A 23,939-nucleotide genomic window follows, 5' to 3' on the forward strand; every position below is an offset into this window, starting at 1 on the left:
AGCATTAGGCAATTTCTGGTTTTTATTTCAATCATGGGAGTTTAAGTTCCAGTGTTTGCTTGATTGGACAAGTTCACTCTACGGAATTTAAAAAAGTATGTGGGGTGCGGGGGCAGATTGCGTGGGGCCACACGACGATCTGCTAAAACCCGAGAGTTTAAGGTGTAAAAGAGGAAGTGAGAGAGACTTGATAGGGAAAGACCCTCTGTTTGAGGCAAAGCCCCAGCGCAGAGGGTCACATGGGTTACAGCGCCATATCGTGCTGTGGAGAATCTTGATGTTTTTCTTCTACTGCTTTTTCTGCAGAAGTATTCGCTTTCATCTGAATCACCGGCGGTTTAGTCAGTTGCAGCGTTGACGCCGTTTCATCCCAAACCTGCTGTGTTAACGCAGCATTTCCATTCAACTTCTGACCGTAGCTCGGCACAATACCGCGGATTTTGCCCTGCCATTCAGGCGAGTTAAACTGCTCAGGGAACATCTGCTTAATCACATTCAGAGTGATAGGCGCAGCGGTGGATGCCCCTGGTGATGCTCCCAACAGAGCAGAAATGGTTCTCTGTTGATCGACAACTACTTCAGTACCCAGCTTCAGCACGCCCCCCTTCTCTTTGTCTTTTTTGATGATCTGTACACGCTGCCCCGCCTGAATCAGTTTCCAGTCCTCCTTACGAGCCTGCGGATAATACTCTCGCAGCGATGCAAATCGGTCGTCATCGCTCAGCATCACTTGGCTGATAAGGTATTTCACCAGATCAAAATTATCCAAACCGACATCGGTCATTGGAATAAAATTACTGGTCGTCGTGGTGCTCAGCAGATCAAAGAAAGATCCATTTTTCAGGAATTTAGTCGAGAAGGTCGCGAATGGCCCAAACAGCACTACGCGTTTGCCATCGATGAAACGCGCATCAAGATGCGGCACAGACATGGGTGGCGCACCCACGGATGCTTGACCATATACCTTTTCCAAATGCTGTTGAGTAATTTCTGGGTTTTCCGTCATCAGGAAAGAGCCACCGACAGGAAAACCGGCGTAGTTTTTAGCTTCCGCAATGCCGGTTTTTTGCAGCAACTTCAGCGCTCCACCGCCGGCGCCAATAAACACGTACTTCGCGTCAATCGCATGTTCATCACCGCCGTTAACGTCTTTAATAGTGACATGCCATGAGTTATCGCCGTTGCGCTTAAACTCAGTCACTTCGGCTGAAGTCTGCAAAGAGAAATTGGCGCTTTTCTTCAGGCTGCCGATCAGTTGGCGGGTAATTTCACCATAGTTAACGTCGGTTCCCGCGGGAGTCCAGGTGGCTGCGACTTTCTGACTGGCATCACGCCCTTGCATTACCAACGGTGCCCACTGTTGAATCTGTGCATGATCGGTTGAGAATTTCATCCCCTGGAACAGCGTAGTTTCCTGCAATGCAGCATAACGTTTGGTCAGATAGTTGACGTTTTTATCACCCCACACAAAACTCATATGCGGCGTAGAGTTAATAAAGTCATGAGGATTATTTAAAATACCGCGCTTAACCTGAGCCGACCAGAATTGACGAGAGATCATAAACTGCTCGTTAATATCCAGCGCCTTGCTCACATCGATGCTGCCATCAGCTCGTTCTGGCGTATAGTTAAGTTCCATATTGGCGGAATGTCCGGTTCCCGCGTTATTCCAGCCATTAGATGACTCAAGCGCAACGCCATCTAATTTTTCGACCATGACCTGTTTCCACTCAGGTTGCAGCTCCTGCAACCAAGTCCCAAGCGAGGCGCTCATGATGCCGCCGCCGATGAGTAGAAAATCTGTTTTTTGCGTTGTCTCGTCCTTAGCCCAAGTGGCTGAACTGACAAATAATGCAAGCGTAGTGAGCGAAAGAATAGTTTTATTGAATGCAGGCATAATAAGAATTTTACATAGCATAGATAAACAAAGTGCATATATGTTAACGCATTTTTACGTTAATTTAAAACCGCATTCACAATTTTAATAATCCACACACTTAGTGTTTATTTATTTCGCAACCAATAACAACGTTGACAGGGGAAATAATTCTATACACCTGATATATAAATTATCTTTAAATTGGTGTTTATCGCTCAAATAATTAACCGGCGCTAAACACCACGCCGGTTAATTGACACTCAATATTTCTCAGATTTATTTCATCTTCTTACTGCGTATTTCTTGGGTTATTCAGCGGGTTACTTGCTGATAACGACTTACGTGCGTTAGCGACATCTTGCGTATTAACCGCCGGAGACTGGTTTCCCCACCCGTTACGAATAAAGGTCGCTACATCAGATAGTTGCTGATCATCAAGTTTCCAAGCAAATTCAGGCATCGCTGCCGCAGTTGGATTACTGTGCGTCGCAACGCCTTGCCCCCCTAGCATGAGCGCACGTAATACATTGGTCGCTGATGGAGCCTGAATACCACTGTTTCCCGCAAGCGCAGGGATCATACCTTCCACACCACTTCCATCTGCTTTATGGCAGGCCATACAGTTATCTTGATAAATCTTAGCTCCCCGCTGCATTGTTTCCTGCGCTGCGGTTAATGGAACAGAATTATCACGACTACCCGGCAAGCTTTGCAGATATTCCGCCATCGCGCGTAAATCATCTTTGTTCATGTACTGTAATGAATTATCGATCGCCTCTCCCATTGGTCCAGCGGCAACTGCGTGGCTATTGCTTCCCGTTCCGAGATAGCTCACGACCTGATCTGGAGTCCAACGGCCAATGCCTTGACGTCTATTGCCAGTGATCTCTGGAGCAAGCCAACCTTGCAGTTCCCCGCCCTGTAGATACTTACCCGACTGATCGGCGCCTAGAAGATTTTTAGGGGTATGACAAGATGTACAGTGCCCAAGCCCATCAACCAAATAAGCACCACGATTCCACTGTGACGAACGCTGTGGATTTGTCTTGAACGGCGCTGCATCGAAGAAAAGTAGGTTCCAGCCCCACATCATTTGCCGGATATTGAAAGGAAACGGCAGATCAGTTTTCGCCACCTGATTATGTACAGCAGGGATAGTATCGAGATAGGCTTTCATATCTTTCAAATCTGCGTCACTGACTTTGCTATAAACATTATATGGCATAGCGGGATACAGGTTTTCACCATGAACCCCCTTACCCTGACGCACTGCATCAATGAATTGCTGATCGCTCCATCCGCCGATCCCTGTCTCTTTATCTGGAGTGATGTTGCTAACCATTATCTTCCCAAATGGTGTATCTAGCCCCATACCTCCAGCATAAGGTTTCCCCCCCTCAGCGGTATGACAGGCAACACAGTCTCCCGCACGAGCCAGATACTCACCACGTTCGAGCGCGGTTATTCCCGTGCTACTCAGCGATGGTGGAGCTATAAAATCGTGTTTTTGGCTCGCATTGTGCCATGTTTTATAGCCGACAAAACCTGCACCAGCGATCACTGCAACACCCACTACAGCGGCAATTACTTTTTTCGCAGTCATAATTACGCCTCCACCAACGGACCTGGCGCCTTCAGATAGCGCGTTTTAATGGCCTCTGCAGCCCAAAGCGTTAGCGCACCTACTGTTCCTGTGGGGTTATATCCCCCATTGTTAGCAAATGCGGATGCGCCAACAACGAACGTATTATGTACATCCCAGCTTTGTAGATAGCGGTTTAATGCGCTGGTGCGCGGATCGTCTCCCATCACGGCGCCACCAGTGGTGTGTGAAGACAAATTATCCATTGGTGAAAACGGTCGAGTGGTTGGCTCTGAACGCACCACCGTTTCTGCGCCCATGGCCTTACCCAACTCGACAGAGCGGTCAGCCATAAAGTGAGCCGATCGCTTGTCATTCTCATTCCAATCAAAGGTGACTCGCAACAAAGGACGGCCATGACGATCTTTATACTCAGGGTCCAAATCGAGAAAAACATCACGATGCGGATAGCTATTACCCTGACAGTACACCGAGTTCGCATTTTGGTAGCTTTGTTGGTAAGCCTGCTTCCATTCTCGCCCCCACTTAGGTGTTCCTGGAGGCACCAGATTACCCGAAGCAATCGGGCGACCGTTTGTAGAATGCACGAGAGCAACCGCACCACCGATAAAATCATGCTGGCTGTGATCGAAATTATCACCGTTAAAATCGTCAATGGCCTGTGCCAAAGCGCCAGCTCCGATAAACGGATTGAGATGCTCATTTTTGAAGAATACACTGGCGCCTGAAATAGTTTGGTAAGCGTAGTTTCTCCCGACCACGCCTTCTCCTGTTTGGTGGTTATAAGGTTTACCAATCCCCGACAACAGCATCAGACGCACGTTATCCATTTGATAAGCCGCTATGATCACAATATCAGCGGGTTGCTCCCACTGCTTACCCTCATTATCAATATAAGTAACGCCCGTCGCCGTCTTTTTATCACTACTGAGATTGACGTGCAGTACTTCAGATTCAGTGATCACCTGAAAATTTTTACGTTGCATCAATGCTGGCAGAATGCATGCTTGAGGGCTGCTTTTTGACCAGTTTCCACAGCCAAAGAATTCGCAGTAACCACAGTAGGTACAAGGGGCCATTTTTATGCCCAGCGGGTTGGTATATGCCCCTGAAGTATTTCCCGCGGGAACTGGAAATGGATGGTATCCCAATCCTTTGGCCGCCTGATCAAAGATCTCAGCCATGCGTGTGCGCTCCAGCGGAGGTAACGGATAATCGCGCTGGCGGGGGCCTTCAAAGGGGTTCCCCCCGATTTGGATCTTGCCTTGAATGTTTCCAGCTTTTCCCGATGTTCCAGCATAGCGCTCGAACTTATCGTAAAAAGGTTCTAAATCTTGGTAAGAGACGCCCCAATCCTGTACCTGTAGCCCTGGTAAAAGCTTATCTTTACCGTAACGTTCGACGGTCATGCTGTAACTCTGAAAATCGTAGGGTAGAAAACGCCACGTCATACCATTCCAGTGAGTCCCTGCACCACCAACGTTCCAGCCAAACTGGTAGGTGTTCCACTCCCGTAATGGCAGAGCTCGCTGCACTGGCGTATTACGGAAGGTCAGCGTTTCAACCGCAGGTGGCTGCATAATGGCGCGACGGCTGACAAAACGCAGTTCATCGGTATCAATAGTGGTTGGAAAATCAGTACTGGTATCACGCCAAGAACCGCGCTCAATGGCAACGACGTTCAAACCTGCCATCGTCAATTCATTTGCCATGAGCGAGCCAGCCCATCCCAGCCCAACAATGACAACATCTGCTCTTTCTCTTTTATTGCTCATACACTTTTCCCAACAGAATTCTACTATTTCTTTATTATTAGGCGTCTTTTTGTGTGCCAATCATGCTGATCGGCACAAGATTCAAGTCCTTGCCGCGGAGCTTAATCTCTTCGCGATAGTCATACCGAGCACCAGGAAAACCGAGCATTTTCCAGCCAGCCATATCTTTATTGCCACCGTATAGCGGATCGGCAAAGAAACCTTCTCGAACGTTTTGAATCAACATGGCAAAAAATGCCTGTCCGTTGAGTCCTGGCAATGCCAGCGTTCCGTTTTCAATGGATTGCAACATTTCAATTTGCTGCTCTTCTTCAAGCTGATGGAACTCTTTTTGGTACTGTTTTTTAGCCACGTTACCAATCGCTGCAAGCCCCAAACGATAACGTTCAGCAGGCGTATCTTTGAACTGAGGCCCCTGCTGTGGTAACCCTTCGACCACTGGGCCAAGGCGATAAACCGTCGTAGCTTTACCAAAGTCGCCGCTTAGCTGGCGATCGATAAACAGTGTGCACCCTGCCTCTTTCGCACCAATACTGAGTTCATCAGGAGGAATAATGAGGTCGACCAATGAATCCATCAAAATGACTTCATTATTGTTAAAGAAATGCCACTCGCCGGGGATAACCGGCTGCGGTGGACGCACCGCATGTGCTCGCCAAGGCATCCCGCCGGATATAATTTTTGCTTTCACTTTCAGTGCAGTACTGGCAAGCAAAACCGCCAGTGAAAGGATGAAATGTCTCCTTTTCACCTTCTATCTCCAAATCAAAATCAATCAATATGGCAACCACTATGTCACCGTTTTTTTACAACAAAGTCATTATGTACCAAATGGAACGTTTTTAATGCGTACATTAAGTGCGTATTTTCTCGAGTTCGAAAAAAGAGGAGAATTCACCAAAAAGAAATGCAATAGCAGTAGCGGAATTTGTATTGCGCTCAATAGGTAGTTATTCTGACATGCAAGAAGATTCCGAAAACGCCAGAGAATGACATCGACATGCCTACCGACAGCAAACGTAAAAACGATCCTGAAGGCCTCAAAAAGAAAATTCTTTCCGGCGCTCTAACGGTTTTTGCAGAGTTTGGCATGCAAGGGGCTCGTCTAGAGCAGATTGCCTCAGAGGCCGCGACCACAAAACGCATGGTGGTCTATCATTTTCAAAATAAAGAACAGTTGTATATTGCCGTACTGGAGAAAGTCTATGAGCAGATCCGTCAGTATGAACTCGGCCTTAATCTCTCCAAACTCCCTCCTAAGGAAGCCCTCATAACATTGGTTGAGAAGAGCTTTGACTATCATATTTCTCATGCTGATTTTATGCGCTTGGTATGCTGCGAGAACTTATTGCGTGGCCGCTACATTAGCCAGTCATCCCAAATCCAAAGCGCGAACCAGACTGCGCTTGAAGTACTAGAGAACATTCTAAGCAGAGGCAAAAGTAACGGTGATTTTTATACCGATCTGAATGTGATAGATGTACACCGCCTAATCAGCAGCATCTGCGTACATCAGGTATCAAATCGCTACACCTTCAATGCACTATTTCACAGCCAGCAGTCTAATGAAGAAATTCTTGCTCGTAATCGACAGTTAGCAGTGACCGCCGTATTACGCTACGTCTGTATAAAATAAGGTAAAGCCACACCCAAGGGCATAATGCTGTTCATTTAAGAGATCGAGATACACGGGGCTAGCACACCGTGGGGCGCTCCGGCGGCTTCGCCGCTACGACCCCATCGGTGTACTTCCCCTAAAATCAGGCTTAACTGACAAGCATTACACCCAAGCGCACGGCTTTAAAGATGCCGATATAGCATGAATGGTTAATTCAACCCCAGCGAATACTGAGCAATTTTGAAGTAAATAATCAGCCCCGTACCGTCGATAAAGGTGGCAATAAATGGTGCAGATACCACGGCCGGGTCAATCCCTACACGTTTTAGCACCATCGGAATAACGGATGAAACAACGGCACTCCACAGCGTGATACACACTAATGTCAGGCTAACAATCAACGTAATTTCAGGGCCAATGCCCATCATCCACGCACGCAGACATCCTGCTAAACCGAGGGTGAGAGCAATCATCAGTGACGTCGTCACTTCTTTGCGAATAACTTTACCCAAGTCCCTTAAATGCACTTCTCCCAGCGCCATTGACCGAACCAAGGTTGACGTTATTTGCGTACCGCTGTTACCACCGGTGCCGATCAATAAAGGAATAAAGAAAGCTAAAGCAATCGCCGATTCTAACGCATCTTCAAAATGCTGTATTACGCTGCTGGTGTAGGCTTCTGCGACAAACAGCAGCAGCAGCCAGACTGAGCGCTTTTTCCACAGGGTAATGGGGCTCGTTTCCAGATAAGGTTTCTCCAGCGGCAAGCTAGCGCCCTGTCGCTGAGCATCTTCGGTCACATCATCTTCCAATAGGTGAGAAATTTCTTTTTCCGTCAAACACCCCACCAGCTTCCCATTGTCGATAACGGGAACAATATCTAGTTCCTCTTTTGACAATAATAGGATGACATCCTGCCGCTCATCCTTTGGGCTAACATGATAAAAATTAACGTCCATTAACGCTCTGATCGTCTGCATAGGATCAGACTCTTGCAGTAGTTTTTTAATGGACAAAACGCCACAAAACTTATCGCCATTAACCACAAAAACCTGAGCTGGAATATCATCATCTTTCAGACGAGATAAAAATATCTCACGAGCTTCTTGAACACAAAGTATATGCTCTAACGTAATAACGTCAGTGCGCATATATTGTGCAATGGCGTCATCGTCATATTCTTTATTGTGATTATGAATAGCATTCTTTACGCGGTAAGACATAGTTTGATTCCCTATAGAATTAAAACCTCATAGGGGCGAACAAGACTAGTATAGGAAGCGAGATCCCTACGTCTTGGGTTTAGCACTATACAACGTATCTAGCAATATATTGATTTAACTAGAAGTTACCTTGGCAACACCTTGATTCGATGGATGCCTGTATTTCCCTGTGTGGCCTCTCTCGATGCCATCAGGGCGATAACTTATGTTTGTATAGGAGCCTCGCCATAACGAGATCGTTAAAAACGAGGCAATCTTACACCGCAAAAAAAAATCAGATTTGATAAATGGATTTTGGTTTATTGAATATTTAGAAAAAAACTTTTTTAGATTAAAAAAACTTTTTCTTATTTAAGATTAACGTTAACGACATTAATACTCACAACGTAAACCCTATTATTACCTTTTATCCTAAAAATTAACCGCTCACTCTCTTCTGCAAGCGGGTTATTTTAGCTAACGATGAATTACATGCTATCGACAAGAGTGACCTAACCGTTACACTCTATTTTTTGCGTCTGAGGAAATTAAAGACTCAATATCGCTAAACATTGATTCCCACTCATTTTGTTCAATATCCATCAAACTAAAATAACGCAGCATAAAAGCCCCCTCGGTAGCCAAAAAAGCGATACGCGCCTGCTTACCCGCTGGTGTTGTTATATCTAACTTTGCAATACGATCGCGATACCAATGACGAGTATTTTCCAAATGCTCTTTCGTCTGCATTAATGTCACCAACAAGCCTGCCGCCTTAGCACTAGAGGCCTGATCGTACTTATGCGTGGCCATAACATGAGCCGCTACTCGATTTTCTGGGGAATCATCCTGTCTGGCAACCAAATCAAAAACCTGATCGTAGGCCTTCCCCCAGCGCTCAAACATTGCATCAATGAGCGCATCTTTGTTGCCAAAGCAGTACTGAACCCCGCCCTTTGAGATCCCCATTGCTCGAGCCACAGAATCGATAGTCAGCGCCGCCGCACCTTGAGTGGAAATAATCTCTTCAGCAACATCCAGAACCTTTTCGCGATCGATGCTACGTTGACGCCCCATTTAAGTGTCCTCGATTTAAATACATACGTATGGATTGATAGTTAGCATTATAGCCCATAACATGTGGGCCTTGAAATTTAACAGATGTGGCAGTATGCCACATCGCCATTTAGAGACATGATGATGAACGCCAATCAACGCTGGTTAACCTTGGCAATCGTATCCAGCGCATTGTTTTTAATCGTTGTAGATATGACCGTGCTCTACACGGCGTTACCAAAACTTACGCTATCACTGAACGCAAACGCATCTGAAAAGCTTTGGATTATCAATGCCTATCCGTTAGTGGTAGCCGGTTTGTTACCCGCCGCAGGAATGCTAAGCGATCGTATCGGCCATAAAAAACTGTTTATGTATGGTCTGCCGGTTTTTGCGCTCGCTTCGTTGTGCGCTGCATTCTCACCCAACGCGCCGCTGCTGATTGGGTCACGTGTATTCTTGGCTGTGGGCGCAGCTATGATGATGCCACCTACGCTGTCGATTATTCGCCATACCTTTACTGAACCGAAAGAGCGCTCGTTGGCGATCGGAATTTGGTCCGCCGTCGCTTCGGGTGGCGCAGCAATTGGCCCAGTTATTGGTGGAATGCTGCTGGAGTATTTCTGGTGGGGCGCCGTATTTCTGATTAATGTTCCCGTGGTGTTGATCGTATTGCCCTTTGCTAAATGGTTAATTCCTACAGACCGTCAGACTAAGCAACGCCCATGCGATTATCTTGGTTCCGTGCAAGTGCTGATTGGGCTAGTCGCTGCGATTTACGCCCTGAAGGAGCTGAGTAAAACGCAGCCTTCGCTCCTGTTAATGCTGATCTCCGCTGCGCTAGGCATCGCATTCCTAACGATTTTTGTGCGTCGCCAACGCCGTTTAGATACACCGATGATTGATTTCTCGCTGTTTAGCAATCGTATGTTTACCAGCGGCGTCGCGATTGCGCTGGTGGCTATGCTGGCCATGGTGGGTATCGAGCTCGTATTAAGTCAGCGCCTCCAGTTAGTGGTGGGACTTTCGCCCTTGGAAGCCGCGCTCTACATTTTACCTATCCCATTGGCTGCGGCGTTGGCTGGCCCCTTGGCTGGCGTACTGCAGCCTAAATACGGCGAACGAAATCTCGTGATGGGTGGACTAACGATAACCGCATTAGGCATTGTCGGATTAGCCTTACGCTATAACGAAAGCCTACTAGAAATTTTGATCTATCTTGCGGCCATCGGTTGCGGTATTGGTGCCTCATTTACCGCCGCATCTACGGCCATTATGTTTAATGCGCCAAACGAAAAAGCTGGCATGGCGGCGTCGATAGAAGACGTTGCTTACGAGCTGGGCAGCGTGCTGGGTATCACATTGTTAGGTGGAATGATGACCGCGGTCTACAGCAGTAGTCTGGTATTGCCCGCACAGATATCGCTGGATTCTGCCGCATTCGACAGCATTGATGAAACGCTAAAATTGGCTAAAACGCTGAATGTTGAACAAGCCCAGTGGATCATCAGCCAAGCACATTCTGCCTTTGACAACGCTTTCGTTTACGTCTTGGTATCTGCCGCCATTTTGCTTGCGGTTAGCGCCATTACGCTTAAACGCATTCGCTAGGCGAACGTCCATATAGGGGCCAAAAACCTAATGCCGATCGTTTAAGAGATCGAGATACACGGGGCTAGCACACCACGGGGCGCTCCGGCAGCTAAAGCTGCTACGACCCCATCGGTGTACTTCCCCTAAAATCGCGCTTTAGACCAGCATTAGCCAAAAGTCCTATTTCCCGATGAAACTAATACGAATAGGAGGACAACATGGCATGGCTAGAACCGCTATTGGCACATTTTGCCCTTTATCCGGCGCACCTGTTCTTATTGCTGTTCGGTATTGCACTGAGCAAATCGACCGTCGTCCTCTCTTCTTTGCTGCCACCTGCGTCAGTGATGCTACTGGCGAGTATTTCCATTAGCCAACCCAGCCTGACGGTTGGCGAAGTATGGCTAGCCATTACGCTAGGCGCAGCGCTAGGTTCAATTCTGAGTTTTCATTTCGGCGCGCTGATTATGCGCAACAAATTGTCTACGGGATTACTCACTCGTCATGAAGAAAAGCTGCAAAATATAAGGCGTAAATTGGAAAATAATGGCGTGCTAGTGCTATTTGGCTCGCGTTTTATCGCAGTGCTGCGCTATATGGTTCCGCTTGCTGCAGGCATGTTGCCGCTAAAACGATTTAGGGTTTACTGCGTTAGCCTATTTTCAGCGGCAATTTGGGCGGCTTTATTTGTGGGTATTACCTCTGGTGCACTCCTGATTATCCCTCCGATGATCTAATCAAAATGCAGGAAAGAATGGTATCTCGCAAGCCAATACATGTATTATAAATATATATTATGCGTATCGAAAAGTGAGTACCAACCGGGGAATAACCGCCATGCCAGACAATCGTATTCAGAGGGAAAAACTCACCATTCGAAGAATGATTTCGCTATATCAGAGACGTTGCCCCGAGGCCACGGCGGATGAACAGCACTACGATCTGCTTTACGCCTATGCGGTCAAACGCCTCGACCGTTGCATTTTTGGCACAGATAAACCCGCCTGCAAGCAGTGCCCTGTTCATTGCTATCAACCGTCCAAACGTGAAGAGATGAAACAGATCATGCGTTGGTCTGGGCCGCGCATGTTATGGCGTCACCCCATTCTCACCGTGCGTCATCTCATTGACGACAAGCGCCCAGTTCCTGAACTACCTGAAAAGTATAGACCGAAAAAATAGCCGTGCTTTTCAGCCTAAGCATCGTTACTGTCCGCCTGTTTTGACCGATACCATTTAACCCCAATCAAGATCAGCAATAGCGCCACCATCAGCACCACAAACGCAATCCGCCGTTGGTGCTCATGAGCAAATAGACGGAATAATACTTCACTGGCTGCATAGCCTAGCGTCACCACGCTAAACGCCCATACTGCGGCTCCTATAACATTAAATAGGACAAATTTACGCAGCTTAACGCCAGATGAACCGATAATAATCGGCCCAACGGTGCGGAATCCATAAGCAAAACGCATCCCCAAGATCAGCCATGTTTCATGCTCACGCACTCGCTGTTGAAAGCGCTGTATTTTTTTCTGCTGGCGGCGAAAACGGCTCAAGATTTGCGTACCAAATCGACGTCCAACCATATAGAGGGTAAAGTCTCCCGCCGTCGCGCCCACGAAAGTGAGCAGTAAAACCAGCGGATAAGACAGCAAATGTTTATGCGCAGCAATACCCGCTAAAAATGCAATCGTTTCGCCCTCAATAATGCTGCCGACAACCACCGCGATATAGCCGTAATCAGAAATCCATTGGCCTGCATCTGTCATGTTCTTGCCGCTCCTCCGCGATGTTCAAAATAGAATAGTAATGAGAAAGTTATTAGTCGCGATAGAAATTAAACTCCTTATCAAAAAATCAGTTCTCTCTAACCATGCAAATAAACGATTGAACCACCCTATAACACAATGGAACCTTTGCAACAGCTTATTACCGCGCTGCTATCATGATTTAAGTCAGCAGACCGTGATAAAAATGCATAAAATAAGTAAAGCTAAGTAAAAACTAATCGAGAAAATCGTTTTTTTTGATAGGCTGTGCATAGTTTTATCGAACTATTGATTGAGTTTTACGATGAAGCTTTGCGATTGACCGCCTGCGCCTAGTGATATGGAGAATAATCATAATGAAGTCAGAAACTGAAGCATGCCGAGTGAAAACGCGGCATAGCGAGTACTCATTAGCCCTACCTGTTATTGCCTTAGTCGTTCTTGCTCTTTGGGGAAATACCCAGAATTTACCTGCTATCGCTGGCATCAATATTCTGGCACTGATCGCTATCCTGAGTAGTGCCTTTAGCGTAGTACGTCATGCTGACGTGCTGGCTCACCGTTTGGGTGAACCCTACGGTTCGTTAATTCTTAGTCTGTCTGTGGTTATCCTCGAAGTCAGCTTAATCTCTGCGCTGATGGCTACGGGAGACGCCGCCCCTGCGCTAATGCGTGACACACTCTACTCTATCGTGATGATCGTCACCGGTGGTCTGGTTGGCTTCTCTTTGCTGCTGGGTGGACGTAAATTTGCCACCCAGTTTGTAAATCTGGCCGGCATTAAGCAATACCTGATTACGCTGATCCCTCTGGCGATCATCGTACTGGTACTGCCAATGACGTTCCCTAACGGCAATTTCACTACCGGTCAGGCGCTGATGATTGCGGCAATCTCTGCGGCGATGTATGGCGTATTCTTGCTGATTCAGACTAAAACCCACCAGAGCCTGTTTGTCTATGAACATGAAGACGATGGTGATGACCCTGCCGATCCCCATCATGGCAAGCCATCAGCGCACAGCAGCGCATGGCACGCGGGATGGCTGATCGTACATCTTATTGCGGTTATCGCGGTGACTAAGTTTAACGCCAATCCGCTGGAAAGCCTGTTGAGTACGCTGGACGCGCCGAAGCAGTTCACCGGCTTCTTGGTTGCATTGCTGATTTTGTCACCAGAGGGTTTAGGAGCGTTAAAGGCGGTTCTAGCAAATCAGGTACAGCGCGCGATGAACCTGTTCTTTGGTTCTGTGCTGGCAACCATTTCACTGACGGTGCCTGCAGTAACTATTATCGCAACGCTAACCGGTCAGCCGCTGATCTTTGCGTTGGACGCGCCACAGATGGTCGTTATGGTTGCCGCACTGATGTTGTGTCAGGTGTCATTCAGCACTGGGCGCACTAACGTACTGAACGGTGCGGCGCATTTAGCGTTATTCGCAGCTTATCTGATGACGATCTTCCTGTAGTCGTCCCACTTCATGTCAAACGGCGCGATTATCGCGCCGTTTTTATTGGCTAGATCCTCAGGTTTTACCCCAACCGCGATAGCATCACGCCCGTAACAATCACGAGACTCGCGGCGATTCTGGCTCTCCCCATGGGCTCTTTGAGCAGCCATACCGAGAAAATCATCGCAAACAACACGCTACTTTCACGCAGAGCCGCAACAACACCAATCGGAGCTTGTGTCAGTGCCCAAATGACGATGCCGTAAGCGAGCAGCGACATTGCTCCACCAGCCAATCCGGCTCGCCAGTTACACTTGATCTGTACCCACGTTTTCCCTCGTTGATGAGCCCATAGCAACGGCAACATAATGACGCCGTTAAGCGTAAACAGCCATAACGTATAGGTTAACGGCGCTTGTGCGGCGCGCGCGCCGGCACCATCAGAAAGCGTATAGCCCGCGGTAAACATGGCCGTAATAAGCGCATATCGCACCGCTTTGGCGTTCAATTTTGTGCTGCCACCGCCGCGTAGCGCCATCAGCAAAACTCCGGCTACTAAAACCACGGCACCGATGATGCCTAATAGCGGCGGGTACTCACGTAGAAACAGCGCGCTGAGGATCATCGCCAGCAGCGGCGCACTGCCTCGCGCTAACGGATAAATTTGCCCTAAGTCACCTTGCCCATAAGCGCGACTGAGAAATAGACAATACCCAGTATGTAATACCAGAGACAGCAATAGCCACGGCAACGACGCCATATTGGGTAACCCTACCCACGCCAAACCGCAGAGTGATACCGCACCGGAAAACACCGCAATCAGCGCCACGCCGACAAAGCGCTCCTCACCAATCTTAACCAACGTATTCCAACTTGCATGCAGTAGTGCCGCGCAAAGTACGGCCAAAAAAACTGCGGTAGACATAGTTCATGCTCACCAAAAAAACTGAGATACCAAGAGGATAAGATCTGTGCGCACGATTGTCACAAATACATCATAGAAGTGTTATGTGTAGAGGATTAAATAAGCAAGGCCACCCGAAAGTGGCCCTGAGAAGCAAACAGGATTAACGACAAAACTTATTGGTATGCGTTTAAGGTGCGCTGGCAAAGCGCCGAGCGAACGCAGTCTTGGCTGTCAAAGCGGACGATACTCACCATCCCATCCTCAGTGAAGCGTTGCAGCGCATCTTCGAGGCCGGATTTCACTCCGCGAGGTAAATCACACTGGGTTATATCGCCGTTAACCACCACGGTGACATTCTCCCCCAGACGAGTCAGGAACATTTTCATTTGGCTGGCGGTGACGTTTTGTGCTTCATCAAGGATCACAAAGGCATTTTCAAAGGTACGGCCACGCATATAGGCAAAAGGCGCAATTTCTACCTTGCCGATTTCAGGGCGCAGACAATATTGCAGGAATGAAGCCCCTAAACGCCGCACCAACACGTCATAGACTGGGCGGAAATAAGGCGCAAACTTCTCGGAAACATCACCCGGCAGAAAACCGAGATCTTCGTCGGCCTGCAGCACAGGACGTGTGACAATAATGCGATCAACCTCCTTATGAATGAGTGCTTCCGCCGCTTTCGCTGCGCTAATAAAGGTCTTGCCACAGCCCGCTTCGCCGGTGGCAAAGATTAACTGTTTGGATTCAATTGCAGACAGATAAGCGACCTGCGCTTCCGTTCTGGCCGTGACTGGCGCGTTATCGCGTTTTTCCCGCGCCATGCCAATGGTTTCGATACCGCCCATCTGAACCAGAGAGGCAGCCTGATCTTCCTCGCGCTGACGTTGACTACGACCATCACGTTTTACGACACGTTTAGCTTCACGACGCGCTCTGATAACAGCTTTCTGTTTTCCCATTTTGGCACCTTACAGTTGGTTTCAATCGTCATTCCACGTTTCATGAACGAACTGTCACTCGTTTATCCGCTAACCTCCTCAGTGAGGGTTGACCTGCTTGATACGAACACGCGCGCGAAGCTAATCCCTGCGGCGCGCAGTCGTAATAGGGGTGGAACAGATAGGAGAGTTAAACTATTGAGTGGGGAGTAAAGCCGTGACGCAGATTTTGCTGAGTCGACATTCTTGCTGTCACAGACAGCCTGCTGTTTGATTCTTGTTTGACATCGTGCTAGCCCAGGTAAGGACTGTCTCATCCGCGCTCCTCACAAACCTGCTGGTTCAATAACCTGCGTTAGTGTGAATACTGCTGTCGCCTAATGAAAATTTACTGCTTGATAATGACAGTATAATGACAGTGTTAATATTATTGCCACTAATTGTTAAAAAAGATTTAACTTTACTATTTATTGCCATGAGCTCAGCCAAAAGCGCCATAATTATGTTATAAACAGAGTTAATATTCTCACTCACTAGCGACTTCATGAAATTAACGACTTACACCGATTTCGGCCTACGAGCCTTGATGTATCTGGCCTCCATGCCCTATGGTCAGCGCACCAGCGTGGGTGAAATCGCCGGCCATTACGATATCTCGCGTAATCATATGGTGAAAGTCGTCGCACAGTTGGTCGGGTTGGGCTATATCCACGCAGTACGCGGCAAAGGCGGCGGTATTGAGCTAGGCAAACCCGCCGCAGACATCAATATCGGTCAGGTCATTCGCGCCTTGGAGAGCAATCTGAACGGCATTGACTGCCATTCACCGGGTTGCAAACTGATTAAGATATGTCAATTACAGGCCGCATTGAAAGTGGGGATGGAAGCCTTTTTAACTGCGATGGAAAATTACACGCTTGCCGATCTGGTCAGCAATCGTGGGGAGATTATTGCGATTTTAGGGATACCGGCAGAATAATGTTTACGGCTGAAAACGGGGCTTGGCACAAGTATCTATAGTGTTATTTTAGCGCGACGTTGATGATAAGCAGCGGCATTGCTATCACGATACCGCTGCTTCTTTCGTTAAAACCCTAAACTTCCCAACAAATCATCAACCTGCTCCTGATTTGCCACAATGCCAGGGCCGTTTTGGTTCATCTGTGGGCCATTGAGTAAGCCATCGTTTTCGCGTTTAGGCTTGGCCGAAACATCTGGGATATTTTCAACCAACACCGCCAATAGTTCTTTCTCGATCTCCTGAACTACACCCATCATACGTTTAATAACCTGACCGGTAAGATCTTGGAAATCCTGCGCCATCATGATCTCAAGCAGCTGAGCATGAGTAAATGAGGTGTGTTCGGGAACAGCAGCCAGATAACTGCGGGTATCAGAAACCAATACGCGCGCGTCGGAAAGCTCGATAGGATTAGCAAACCACTCATCCCAACGCACTTTCAGATCGGTCGCTCCTTTTTCCAATGAGGTTTGGCGCGGCTGAGCAGCTTCAACGCAGTTTAATGCGCGTTCGGCAGCCTGTGCTGTCATCTGTACCACGTAGTCCAAACGATCGCGGGCATCGGGTATCGCTTCTGCCGCTTGAGCAATTGCCTGATCCAGACCAAGCTCTTTCAAGCTGTCACGCAGCATGCGCGTCAATTGCCCAATTCGAGCAATAATATCGTTGGCAGTGGCCGCATCAGTTGCGGGCATAGGATGTTCGTTCATTGTGACTCCTTAGATCCCCAACTTTTCAAAAATCTTATTCAGCTTTTCTTCTAACGTTGCTGCCGTAAACGGTTTAACCACATAACCGCTGGCTCCCGCCTGCGCGGCGGCAATAATGTTTTCTTTTTTCGCTTCTGCCGTCACCATTAGCACCGGCAACGCGCCGAGGCTTCCATCGGCCCGAATCGCCTGTAGCAGTTGTAGACCGTCCATGTTTGGCATGTTCCAGTCAGATACCACAAAATCAAATGCGCCAGCGCGTAGCTTGGTTAAAGCATCTGCGCCATCTTCCGCTTCTTCTACGTTATTAAAACCCAGCTCTTTAAGCAGGTTTCTCACGATGCGGCGCATTGTGGCAAAATCATCAACAACGAGAAAACGCAGATTTTTATCCGCCATACTGACTCCTCAAAGGTCCCCTACTCAGGGAACGTTAAATACGCAGTGCCTGTCCGGCACTAATTTGCGTCAGCATACGCTGACTGATTTGTTGCAGATCGACCACTTCATCGACGCCGCCCGTTAAAATGGCCTCTCTTGGCATACCAAATACCACGCAGCTGGCTTCGTTTTGCGCGATGGTATAAGCCCCTGCCTGATGCATTTTGAGCATCCCCGCCGCACCGTCATTCCCCATTCCGGTGAGGATCACCCCTACCGCATTTCGCCCTGCATAGCGTGCCACCGAATCAAACAGCACATCGACCGAAGGACGATGGCGGTTAACCGCCGGTCCTTGATGCAGCCGCACGATGTAGTTCGCGCCGCTACGTGCTAGTTCAAGGTGCATATCACCCGGCGCAATATAGGCATGGCCGGGTAACACTCGCTCTCCCTCCTCTGCCTCTTTCACCGTGATCTGGCAAAGCTTATTCAGCCGCTCAGCAAATGAGCGAGTGAACCCCGGTGGCATATGCTGAGTGATCAGCAATGCCGGGCTGGTGGTAGGCAAAGGCTGAAGCACATGGCGAATGGCCTCAGTGCCACCGGTGGATGCGCCAATAGCAATCAGCTTTTCACTGCTGAGCAGCGGCGTATGGCTAAGCGTCGCGGGCTTCACCGGCAGAGAACCGCGTGCTGGCAGGCGCGCTTTCGCCGCCGCCCGCACTTTATCGGCAATCATTTCGCTGTAGGCCAGCATTCCTTCGCGAATACCCAGTTGAGGCTTAGTGACGAAATCCACTGCCCCTAGCTCCAGCGCTTTCAGCGTGATTTCCGATCCTTTTCCCGTCAGTGAAGACACCATAACCACCGGCATCGGCCTGAGACGCATCAGCTTTTCAAGGAAATCAATGCCGTCCATGCGCGGCATTTCCACGTCAAGCGTTAGCACCTGAGGGTTAAATTTTTTAATCAGATCGCGCGCCACCAGCGGATCTTGTGCCACTGCGACCATTTCCATATCGGGATGACTATTAATGATTTCCGTCATCAGCTGACGCATCAGCGCCGAGTCATCAACACACAACACCCGAATTTTACTCATCGACTCTCCTTGGACAGCCCATACACGGTTTGTCCGCGCAAATAAAACTCTTGGCTGATATGGCTAAAGTTTTCCGAATGACCTGCAAACAACAATCCACCAGGTTTCAGCAATTTGATAAAACGATGGAGAATGCGAGCCTGAGTTTCTTTATCAAAATAGATCATCACGTTACGACAAAATATGGCGTCGAACGGCCCCGGTAAATCCCACTGCGGCGACAGCAAGTTGAGCATTTGAAAATGCACTCGCTGTGCTAATTCAGGTCGAACACGCACAAAGCCCTGCTGCGGCCCCGTCCCTCGCAGAAAAAAACGCTGGAGCTGAGACGGCGTGAGGTGCTTAGTTTCTTCCTGCCGATAAACGCCACGCACGGCTTTTTCCAACACCTGAGTATCAATATCGCTGGCCCAAACCTGTGGCCCGACCGGCGTGGTACCCAATGCTTCTGCTAACGTCATGGCAATCGAGTAGGGTTCTTCACCTGACGATGCCGCCGTGCTCCAAACACAATAATTGTGCGGACGTTTGCGCGCATGTTCCGCCAAAATGGGAAAATGGTGCGCTTCGCGAAAAAAAGCCGTTAAGTTAGTGGTTAGTGAATTAATAAACGTCTGCCATTCACCGTGACTTTGGCTACTTTCCAAAAGTGCTAAATAGGCGCCAAAATCATTCAGATTCAACGCTCGAAGGCGTCGAACCAGCCGGTTATAAACCATTTCCCGTTTGTGGTCGGCTAATACAATGCCGGCATGTTGATAAATAAGCTGACTGATGCGACGAAAATGAACGTCTGCCAAGGGGACTCTCTGCATCATCAATGCGGGAGTCTGAACATCATCGTTTCCTGACTGTGTAAATAAATTCGCCATCACTCACCCAATTTACAATGGGCGAACGACCCAAGGTCGTTCACCATTAACTACCGCTTTAGTCCTGCTAAATCGGTTGCCATACATCTTTGTCCTTGGGCAGCTTCTGCGTAGATGTTGCGATACGATCATCAACAACTCTCGCAGCGGGTGCTGATACCAGATGGAACGCGGCAACAGAGCGTGTCAGTGCATTTGCTTGCTCTTCCACCGCCTGTGTCGCTGATGCAGCTTCTTCGACCAGTGCCGCATTTTGCTGCGTCACCTGATCCATTTGCGTTACCGCCAAAGCAACCTGTTCGATGCCTCGGCTTTGTTCATCGGAAGCAGAGGAAATTTCGCCCATGATATCGGTGACACGAGCGACCGAGCGCACCACCTCTTCCATGGTATTACCTGCATTTTCAACTAAGGCAGATCCTTGCTTCACTCGGTTGACTGAATCATCGATCAGCCCTTTAATCTCTTTGGCCGCCTGCGCGCTGCGCTGCGCCAAATTACGCACTTCCCCAGCGACGACCGCAAAACCACGCCCCTGCTCTCCCGCCCGAGCCGCTTCAACCGCCGCGTTCAACGCAAGAATATTGGTCTGGAAAGCGATGCCGTCGATAACGCTGGTGATATCACCGATTTTCTGTGAGCTGCTAGCAATTTCATGCATGGTGCGCACAACGTTACCGACGATTTCGCCACCTGAAGTCGCCGTACCTGAGGCTTCTTTCGCCAAGCGAGCCGCCTGACGTGCGTTATCCGCATTCTGTTTTACGGTTGCCGTGAGTTGTTCCATGCTGGCTGCCGTTTCTTCCAGCGACGCCGCCTGTTGCTCCGTACGCGAGGAGAGGTCGTTATTGCCTGAGGCGATCTCTTGTAGGCCGTTATAAATAGCGTCGGAACCCTGACGGACGGTTAATACGGTTTTCGCCAACGACTGCTGCATTTGTTGCAAGCTAGCAAACAATAAGCTGAGCTCATTACGCCCAAAAACTTTGATTTCACCTGATAAATCGCCTTCTGCTATGCGGTCAAAGTGGTCACGCATAGTATTCAGCGGAGAAATCAGCATTTTTCGTAGCCAATACAGTGAACTCAAAACGACGACAATCAGCATGGCAATGGCACCCGCGACCATCAGCATTGAGAGGGTGTAGGCGTTTTTGTTTTCGGTTGCCGTTTTTGCCAGTACATCATCAACATGCTGGGTATAGGCCTGCGTCTGCACTTCAAACAGGTCTTGTATTTTTTGCGTCGGCTGATCCATAAAACCTTGTAGATCGCCTTGTTCCAGCAGAACAATGAGTTCTCGCAACGTGGTACGTAATTTTTCGTAGCTCTGCTTGGTTGTTTCTGTCAGCTCCACGCCTTCCTTCGTGACACGAGGAACAGCCAAGAACTGGTTAAAATAGAGATCAGCCTTCTGCAATGATGAACGGGCTCCCGCCATCAGCTCATTGACTTTCTCCTGTGGCACCTTGAGTGCGGCACGAGTACCCGCTCGGTTAAGCGTATTGCGCGCCTGTAATAACGCCACCCATGACTGATTCAGCGCTTCACGCTGATCGTTAACCACCTGCACGTTAGAAAAGTTGTTGTTATCGGAACGAATCGACATAAATGACAAGCCGGTAGATCCCAATTGCAGCAGGCAGAACAGCATAAGCAGCAGGAACAGACTGGTTGATACTCGGATTCGATTAAACACGATGCTTTCCTTTTGGGCCGGTTCATTTGTAGGGTCCCGGCGCTGTCACGTTTTAATTATTCCCAACGCGTGTAGCAGCTTTGTCATCAGCGTAGCCACACGCGTGGAGATACATACTCAATAGATTTCAAGGTGCAGTTCACTTGAAACATTCATCCATGCCGTAGCCTGAAGAATGAAGAGTAAAAAAGTGCTTCAGCTTATCCCCGCTATGCAGGTAGGGTGGTCTTTGCCACCCTTTCATTTTTGTGACTACGGTGTTTAGAAGGTTTCCCAGTTATCGCCCGCATCGGTCGCCGCAATAGCACGAGGCGCCGGAGTGGCAATCACAGGCTTAACGCTACGACTTTCGCTGATGTCTTCTTTGAAATCATGCTGGATGCGGAATACTGAAACCGCCTGCGTCAGCATGCTGGCCTGTTCTTCCAGAGCGGCAGCCGCAGATGCGGACTCTTCCACCAACGCGGCGTTCTGTTGGGTCACGCGATCCATTTCAGACACTGCCTGACCAACCTGATCGATACCGCGACTTTGCTCATCAGAGGCCGATGCGATTTCGCCCATAATGTCCGTCACGCGAGTCACCGCACTGACAATATCGCCCATGGTTTCGCCCGCGCTTTCGACCAGCACTGACCCCATATCGACACGATTTACTGAGTCTTCAATAAGACCTTTGATTTCTTTCGCTGCCTGAGCACTGCGCTGCGCCAGATTGCGGACTTCACCCGCAACCACCGCAAACCCACGCCCCTGTTCACCGGCTCGTGCCGCTTCAACCGCCGCATTCAGTGCCAGAATATTGGTTTGGAAAGCAATACCGTCGATGACGCTGGTGATATCAGCAATCTTCTGTGAGCTTCCTGCGATGTCGTGCATGGTTTGCACTACGTTCGCCACCACTTTGCCGCCTTTCTGTGCCGTTTCAGATGCGCTAAGCGCAAGATGGCTCGCCTGACGTGCATTTTCGGCGTTCTGTTTCACCGTTGCAGTCAGCTGTTCCATGCTGGCTGCCGTTTCTTCCAGTGAGGCCGCCTGTTGCTCGGTACGAGAAGAGAGATCGTTGTTGCCAGCTGAAATTTCGCTCGCGCCGCTGTAGATCGCATTAGCACCTTGACGCACATTACCTACGGTGCGAACCAGTTCACCCTGCATGTGTTTTAGGCTGGCGGCGAGCTGCCCCATTTCATTGGTGCCATGCACGTCAATGCTGCGCGCCAAATCGCCGCCCGCGATATGTTTGATGCTATCGATCAGGCGATTTAGCGGAACAATCAACGTTCTTTGAATACCGAACCAGACAAGAACAATCGCAACGGCCACCAGCGCAAGCACGCCGATCAAAATCCACATTGCCATGCTGTACGAACTGTTATTGTCGTTCACCGCGTCCTGATACAAACGATCGTTTTGCACCAGATAATCGACATAACTTTTCTCAAATCCGTCTTGATAACCTTGCGTCGGCTGGTCAAAGAACTCATTGATTTTGCCGGTAGAAAGCAGTTGGATTAGCTCAGATAATGCACCGTGCAAGATGTCGTAATTACGCTTTAGCTGCTCGACAGACTCTTGGCTTTGACGTGGGTCGATAGGCAGCGCCTCGTATTCCCCCCAACGTCCTTCCGCCTGCTGCAGAGAGGTTTTGGCAATTTGCAGCAAATCATCCACCGTCGCACCGCTACCGGTTTTATTCACATCCATCATGTAACGGATGCCCGCACGGTTAAGCGTATTTCGCGTTTGGAGTAATGCTACCCAGCTACCATTCAGCGTGGACTGCTGCTGGCGGATGGTTTGTAAAACAGTGAAGTTTTCCTTGTCGTTTTTCAGGGCGTTAAAGAACAATCCTCCGGATGTCATTTGTAAAATACCAAACAACCCCAGCACCAACAGCAAACTGGTGACAACTTTTATACGGTTTAACATGGTTTCTCATTCTCGGTACGTCGGATAGAAGGGATATCGGCGGGGCTTTAGAAAACTTTAGGGGGGAATTTAGTTTAGTGGGGGGATGGGTGTTTTTTGCATGCCGAACGTTTATGGGGCACCGGTGTCATGTTTCGTTCGCCGGTCACCACTCTGCAAACATTGTGTAATATTCCGCCCGCCTGTTCATACCGAGCGTCATTGATACCCTAGTGAGGGCGTACGGGCAGAGACCACCAGCGCGTGGTCTCTGCACTCGCGCGCTTTTATCCGAGACGCCATCTCCGCTCCGGTTTGGTATCGCCCATCCAGGGCGCCCCAAACTCCGCCGGTACATCCCTGTACCGGCGGCTCTACCTACGACCACTTAAACTAAAAAACGGCCACACTTTTTGTTTTGATTTTGACCTTTTCCGGCACATTACCGG

The 23,939-nt window shown here is 48.9% G+C and carries 21 protein-coding genes and 1 riboswitch; of the genes, 6 read left to right on the forward strand and 15 right to left on the reverse strand.

The genetic code is table 11. The annotated features are described in order from the left end of the window. Nucleotides 1–244: 244 nt before the first annotated feature. The 4 genes from mqo to M988_RS11740 all read right to left on the reverse strand — a co-directional run bounded on the left by mqo (nucleotide 245) and on the right by M988_RS11740 (nucleotide 6,008). Nucleotides 245–1,897 carry a malate dehydrogenase (quinone) gene (mqo, locus tag M988_RS11725; protein ID WP_156518175.1) on the reverse strand — a complete coding sequence of 551 codons (1,653 nt, stop codon included), beginning with the start codon at nucleotides 1,895–1,897 and terminating at the stop codon, nucleotides 245–247. Nucleotides 1,898–2,168: 271 nt separating this feature from the next. After that, nucleotides 2,169–3,482: a cytochrome c gene (locus M988_RS11730; protein WP_064574260.1), complete on the reverse strand. Its 1,314-nt coding sequence runs from the start codon at nucleotides 3,480–3,482 to the stop codon at nucleotides 2,169–2,171. 2 nt (nucleotides 3,483–3,484) lie between these two features. Beyond that, nucleotides 3,485–5,257 carry a GMC family oxidoreductase gene (locus tag M988_RS11735; protein ID WP_064574262.1) on the reverse strand — a complete coding sequence of 591 codons (1,773 nt, stop codon included), beginning with the start codon at nucleotides 5,255–5,257 and terminating at the stop codon, nucleotides 3,485–3,487. A gap of 37 nt (nucleotides 5,258–5,294) precedes the next feature. After that, a complete protein-coding gene (locus M988_RS11740; protein WP_039187627.1) occupies nucleotides 5,295–6,008 on the reverse strand; it encodes a gluconate 2-dehydrogenase subunit 3 family protein in 714 nt (237 codons plus the stop codon). Nucleotides 6,009–6,257: 249 nt separating this feature from the next. Here M988_RS11740 and M988_RS11745 point away from each other — a divergent pair, with 249 nt between their 5' ends. Next, on the forward strand, nucleotides 6,258–6,893 hold the full coding sequence (locus tag M988_RS11745) for a TetR/AcrR family transcriptional regulator (protein ID WP_039187626.1): 636 nt from the start codon (nucleotides 6,258–6,260) through the stop codon (nucleotides 6,891–6,893). Between the two features lie 191 nt (nucleotides 6,894–7,084). On the opposite strand, the gene M988_RS11750 is transcribed toward M988_RS11745, so the two are convergent. Together M988_RS11750 and M988_RS11755 are read right to left on the reverse strand one after the other, a co-directional pair. Beyond that, complete coding sequence (locus M988_RS11750) at nucleotides 7,085–8,098, reverse strand: magnesium transporter (protein WP_064574264.1); 1,014 nt, start codon at nucleotides 8,096–8,098, stop codon at nucleotides 7,085–7,087. A gap of 57 nt (nucleotides 8,099–8,155) precedes the next feature. Beyond that, nucleotides 8,156–8,340, reverse strand: a riboswitch (M-box (ykoK) riboswitch). Nucleotides 8,341–8,596: 256 nt separating this feature from the next. After that, entirely contained in the window at nucleotides 8,597–9,154 is a 558-nt protein-coding gene (locus M988_RS11755; protein ID WP_064574266.1) for a TetR/AcrR family transcriptional regulator, read from the reverse strand. 123 nt (nucleotides 9,155–9,277) lie between these two features. Here M988_RS11755 and M988_RS11760 point away from each other — a divergent pair, with 123 nt between their 5' ends. The 3 genes from M988_RS11760 to M988_RS11770 all read left to right on the forward strand — a co-directional run bounded on the left by M988_RS11760 (nucleotide 9,278) and on the right by M988_RS11770 (nucleotide 11,908). After that, complete coding sequence (locus M988_RS11760; RefSeq protein WP_064574272.1) at nucleotides 9,278–10,744, forward strand: MFS transporter; 1,467 nt, start codon at nucleotides 9,278–9,280, stop codon at nucleotides 10,742–10,744. A 200-nt stretch (nucleotides 10,745–10,944) separates the two neighbouring features. Further along, nucleotides 10,945–11,463 carry a DedA family protein gene (locus M988_RS11765; protein ID WP_008813178.1) on the forward strand — a complete coding sequence of 173 codons (519 nt, stop codon included), beginning with the start codon at nucleotides 10,945–10,947 and terminating at the stop codon, nucleotides 11,461–11,463. A 100-nt stretch (nucleotides 11,464–11,563) separates the two neighbouring features. Beyond that, nucleotides 11,564–11,908, forward strand: coding sequence for a nitrous oxide-stimulated promoter family protein (locus tag M988_RS11770; protein ID WP_039187623.1), 345 nt, complete (start codon nucleotides 11,564–11,566; stop codon nucleotides 11,906–11,908). 14 nt (nucleotides 11,909–11,922) lie between these two features. Here M988_RS11770 and M988_RS11775 read toward each other — a convergent pair whose 3' ends face one another. Then, entirely contained in the window at nucleotides 11,923–12,498 is a 576-nt protein-coding gene (locus tag M988_RS11775) for a DedA family protein (protein WP_008813176.1), read from the reverse strand. A 356-nt stretch (nucleotides 12,499–12,854) separates the two neighbouring features. Here M988_RS11775 and chaA point away from each other — a divergent pair, with 356 nt between their 5' ends. Next, on the forward strand, nucleotides 12,855–13,964 hold the full coding sequence (gene chaA / locus M988_RS11780; RefSeq protein WP_039187622.1) for a sodium-potassium/proton antiporter ChaA: 1,110 nt from the start codon (nucleotides 12,855–12,857) through the stop codon (nucleotides 13,962–13,964). Between the two features lie 64 nt (nucleotides 13,965–14,028). On the opposite strand, the gene M988_RS11785 is transcribed toward chaA, so the two are convergent. Further along, on the reverse strand, nucleotides 14,029–14,871 hold the full coding sequence (locus M988_RS11785) for a DMT family transporter (protein WP_061060152.1): 843 nt from the start codon (nucleotides 14,869–14,871) through the stop codon (nucleotides 14,029–14,031). 155 nt (nucleotides 14,872–15,026) lie between these two features. Further along, complete coding sequence (gene phoH, locus M988_RS11790) at nucleotides 15,027–15,815, reverse strand: phosphate starvation-inducible protein PhoH (RefSeq protein ID WP_004091460.1); 789 nt, start codon at nucleotides 15,813–15,815, stop codon at nucleotides 15,027–15,029. A gap of 523 nt (nucleotides 15,816–16,338) precedes the next feature. Between phoH and M988_RS11795 the strand changes: the two genes are divergently transcribed. After that, nucleotides 16,339–16,773, forward strand: coding sequence for an Rrf2 family transcriptional regulator (locus tag M988_RS11795; RefSeq protein WP_008813173.1), 435 nt, complete (start codon nucleotides 16,339–16,341; stop codon nucleotides 16,771–16,773). Between the two features lie 107 nt (nucleotides 16,774–16,880). Here the strand turns inward: M988_RS11795 and cheZ are convergent, their stop codons facing one another. From cheZ to tsr, 6 genes are all read right to left on the reverse strand, one after another. Next, nucleotides 16,881–17,525, reverse strand: a complete 645-nt coding sequence (gene cheZ, locus M988_RS11800) for a protein phosphatase CheZ (protein WP_004091456.1) — start codon at nucleotides 17,523–17,525, stop codon at nucleotides 16,881–16,883. 9 nt (nucleotides 17,526–17,534) lie between these two features. Further along, entirely contained in the window at nucleotides 17,535–17,924 is a 390-nt protein-coding gene (gene cheY, locus M988_RS11805) for a chemotaxis response regulator CheY (protein WP_004091454.1), read from the reverse strand. Between the two features lie 34 nt (nucleotides 17,925–17,958). Beyond that, nucleotides 17,959–19,011 carry a protein-glutamate methylesterase/protein-glutamine glutaminase gene (locus M988_RS11810; RefSeq protein WP_020303810.1) on the reverse strand — a complete coding sequence of 351 codons (1,053 nt, stop codon included), beginning with the start codon at nucleotides 19,009–19,011 and terminating at the stop codon, nucleotides 17,959–17,961. Beyond that, entirely contained in the window at nucleotides 19,008–19,883 is an 876-nt protein-coding gene (gene cheR, locus M988_RS11815) for a protein-glutamate O-methyltransferase CheR (protein WP_008813170.1), read from the reverse strand. The genes M988_RS11810 and cheR overlap by 4 nt, the downstream gene beginning before the upstream one ends. Before the next feature lie 67 nt (nucleotides 19,884–19,950). Beyond that, the gene (locus M988_RS11820) at nucleotides 19,951–21,582 is read right to left on the reverse strand and encodes a methyl-accepting chemotaxis protein (RefSeq protein WP_039187620.1); all 1,632 of its coding nucleotides are present in this window, start codon (nucleotides 21,580–21,582) and stop codon (nucleotides 19,951–19,953) included. 261 nt (nucleotides 21,583–21,843) lie between these two features. Then, a complete protein-coding gene (tsr, locus tag M988_RS11825) occupies nucleotides 21,844–23,511 on the reverse strand; it encodes a methyl-accepting chemotaxis protein (protein WP_064574268.1) in 1,668 nt (555 codons plus the stop codon). Nucleotides 23,512–23,939: the final 428 nt, after the last annotated feature.

Origin of the sequence: Hafnia paralvei ATCC 29927 (genome assembly GCF_001655005.1) — a bacterium.
GTDB classification, from domain to species: Bacteria; Pseudomonadota; Gammaproteobacteria; order Enterobacterales; family Enterobacteriaceae; genus Hafnia; species Hafnia paralvei.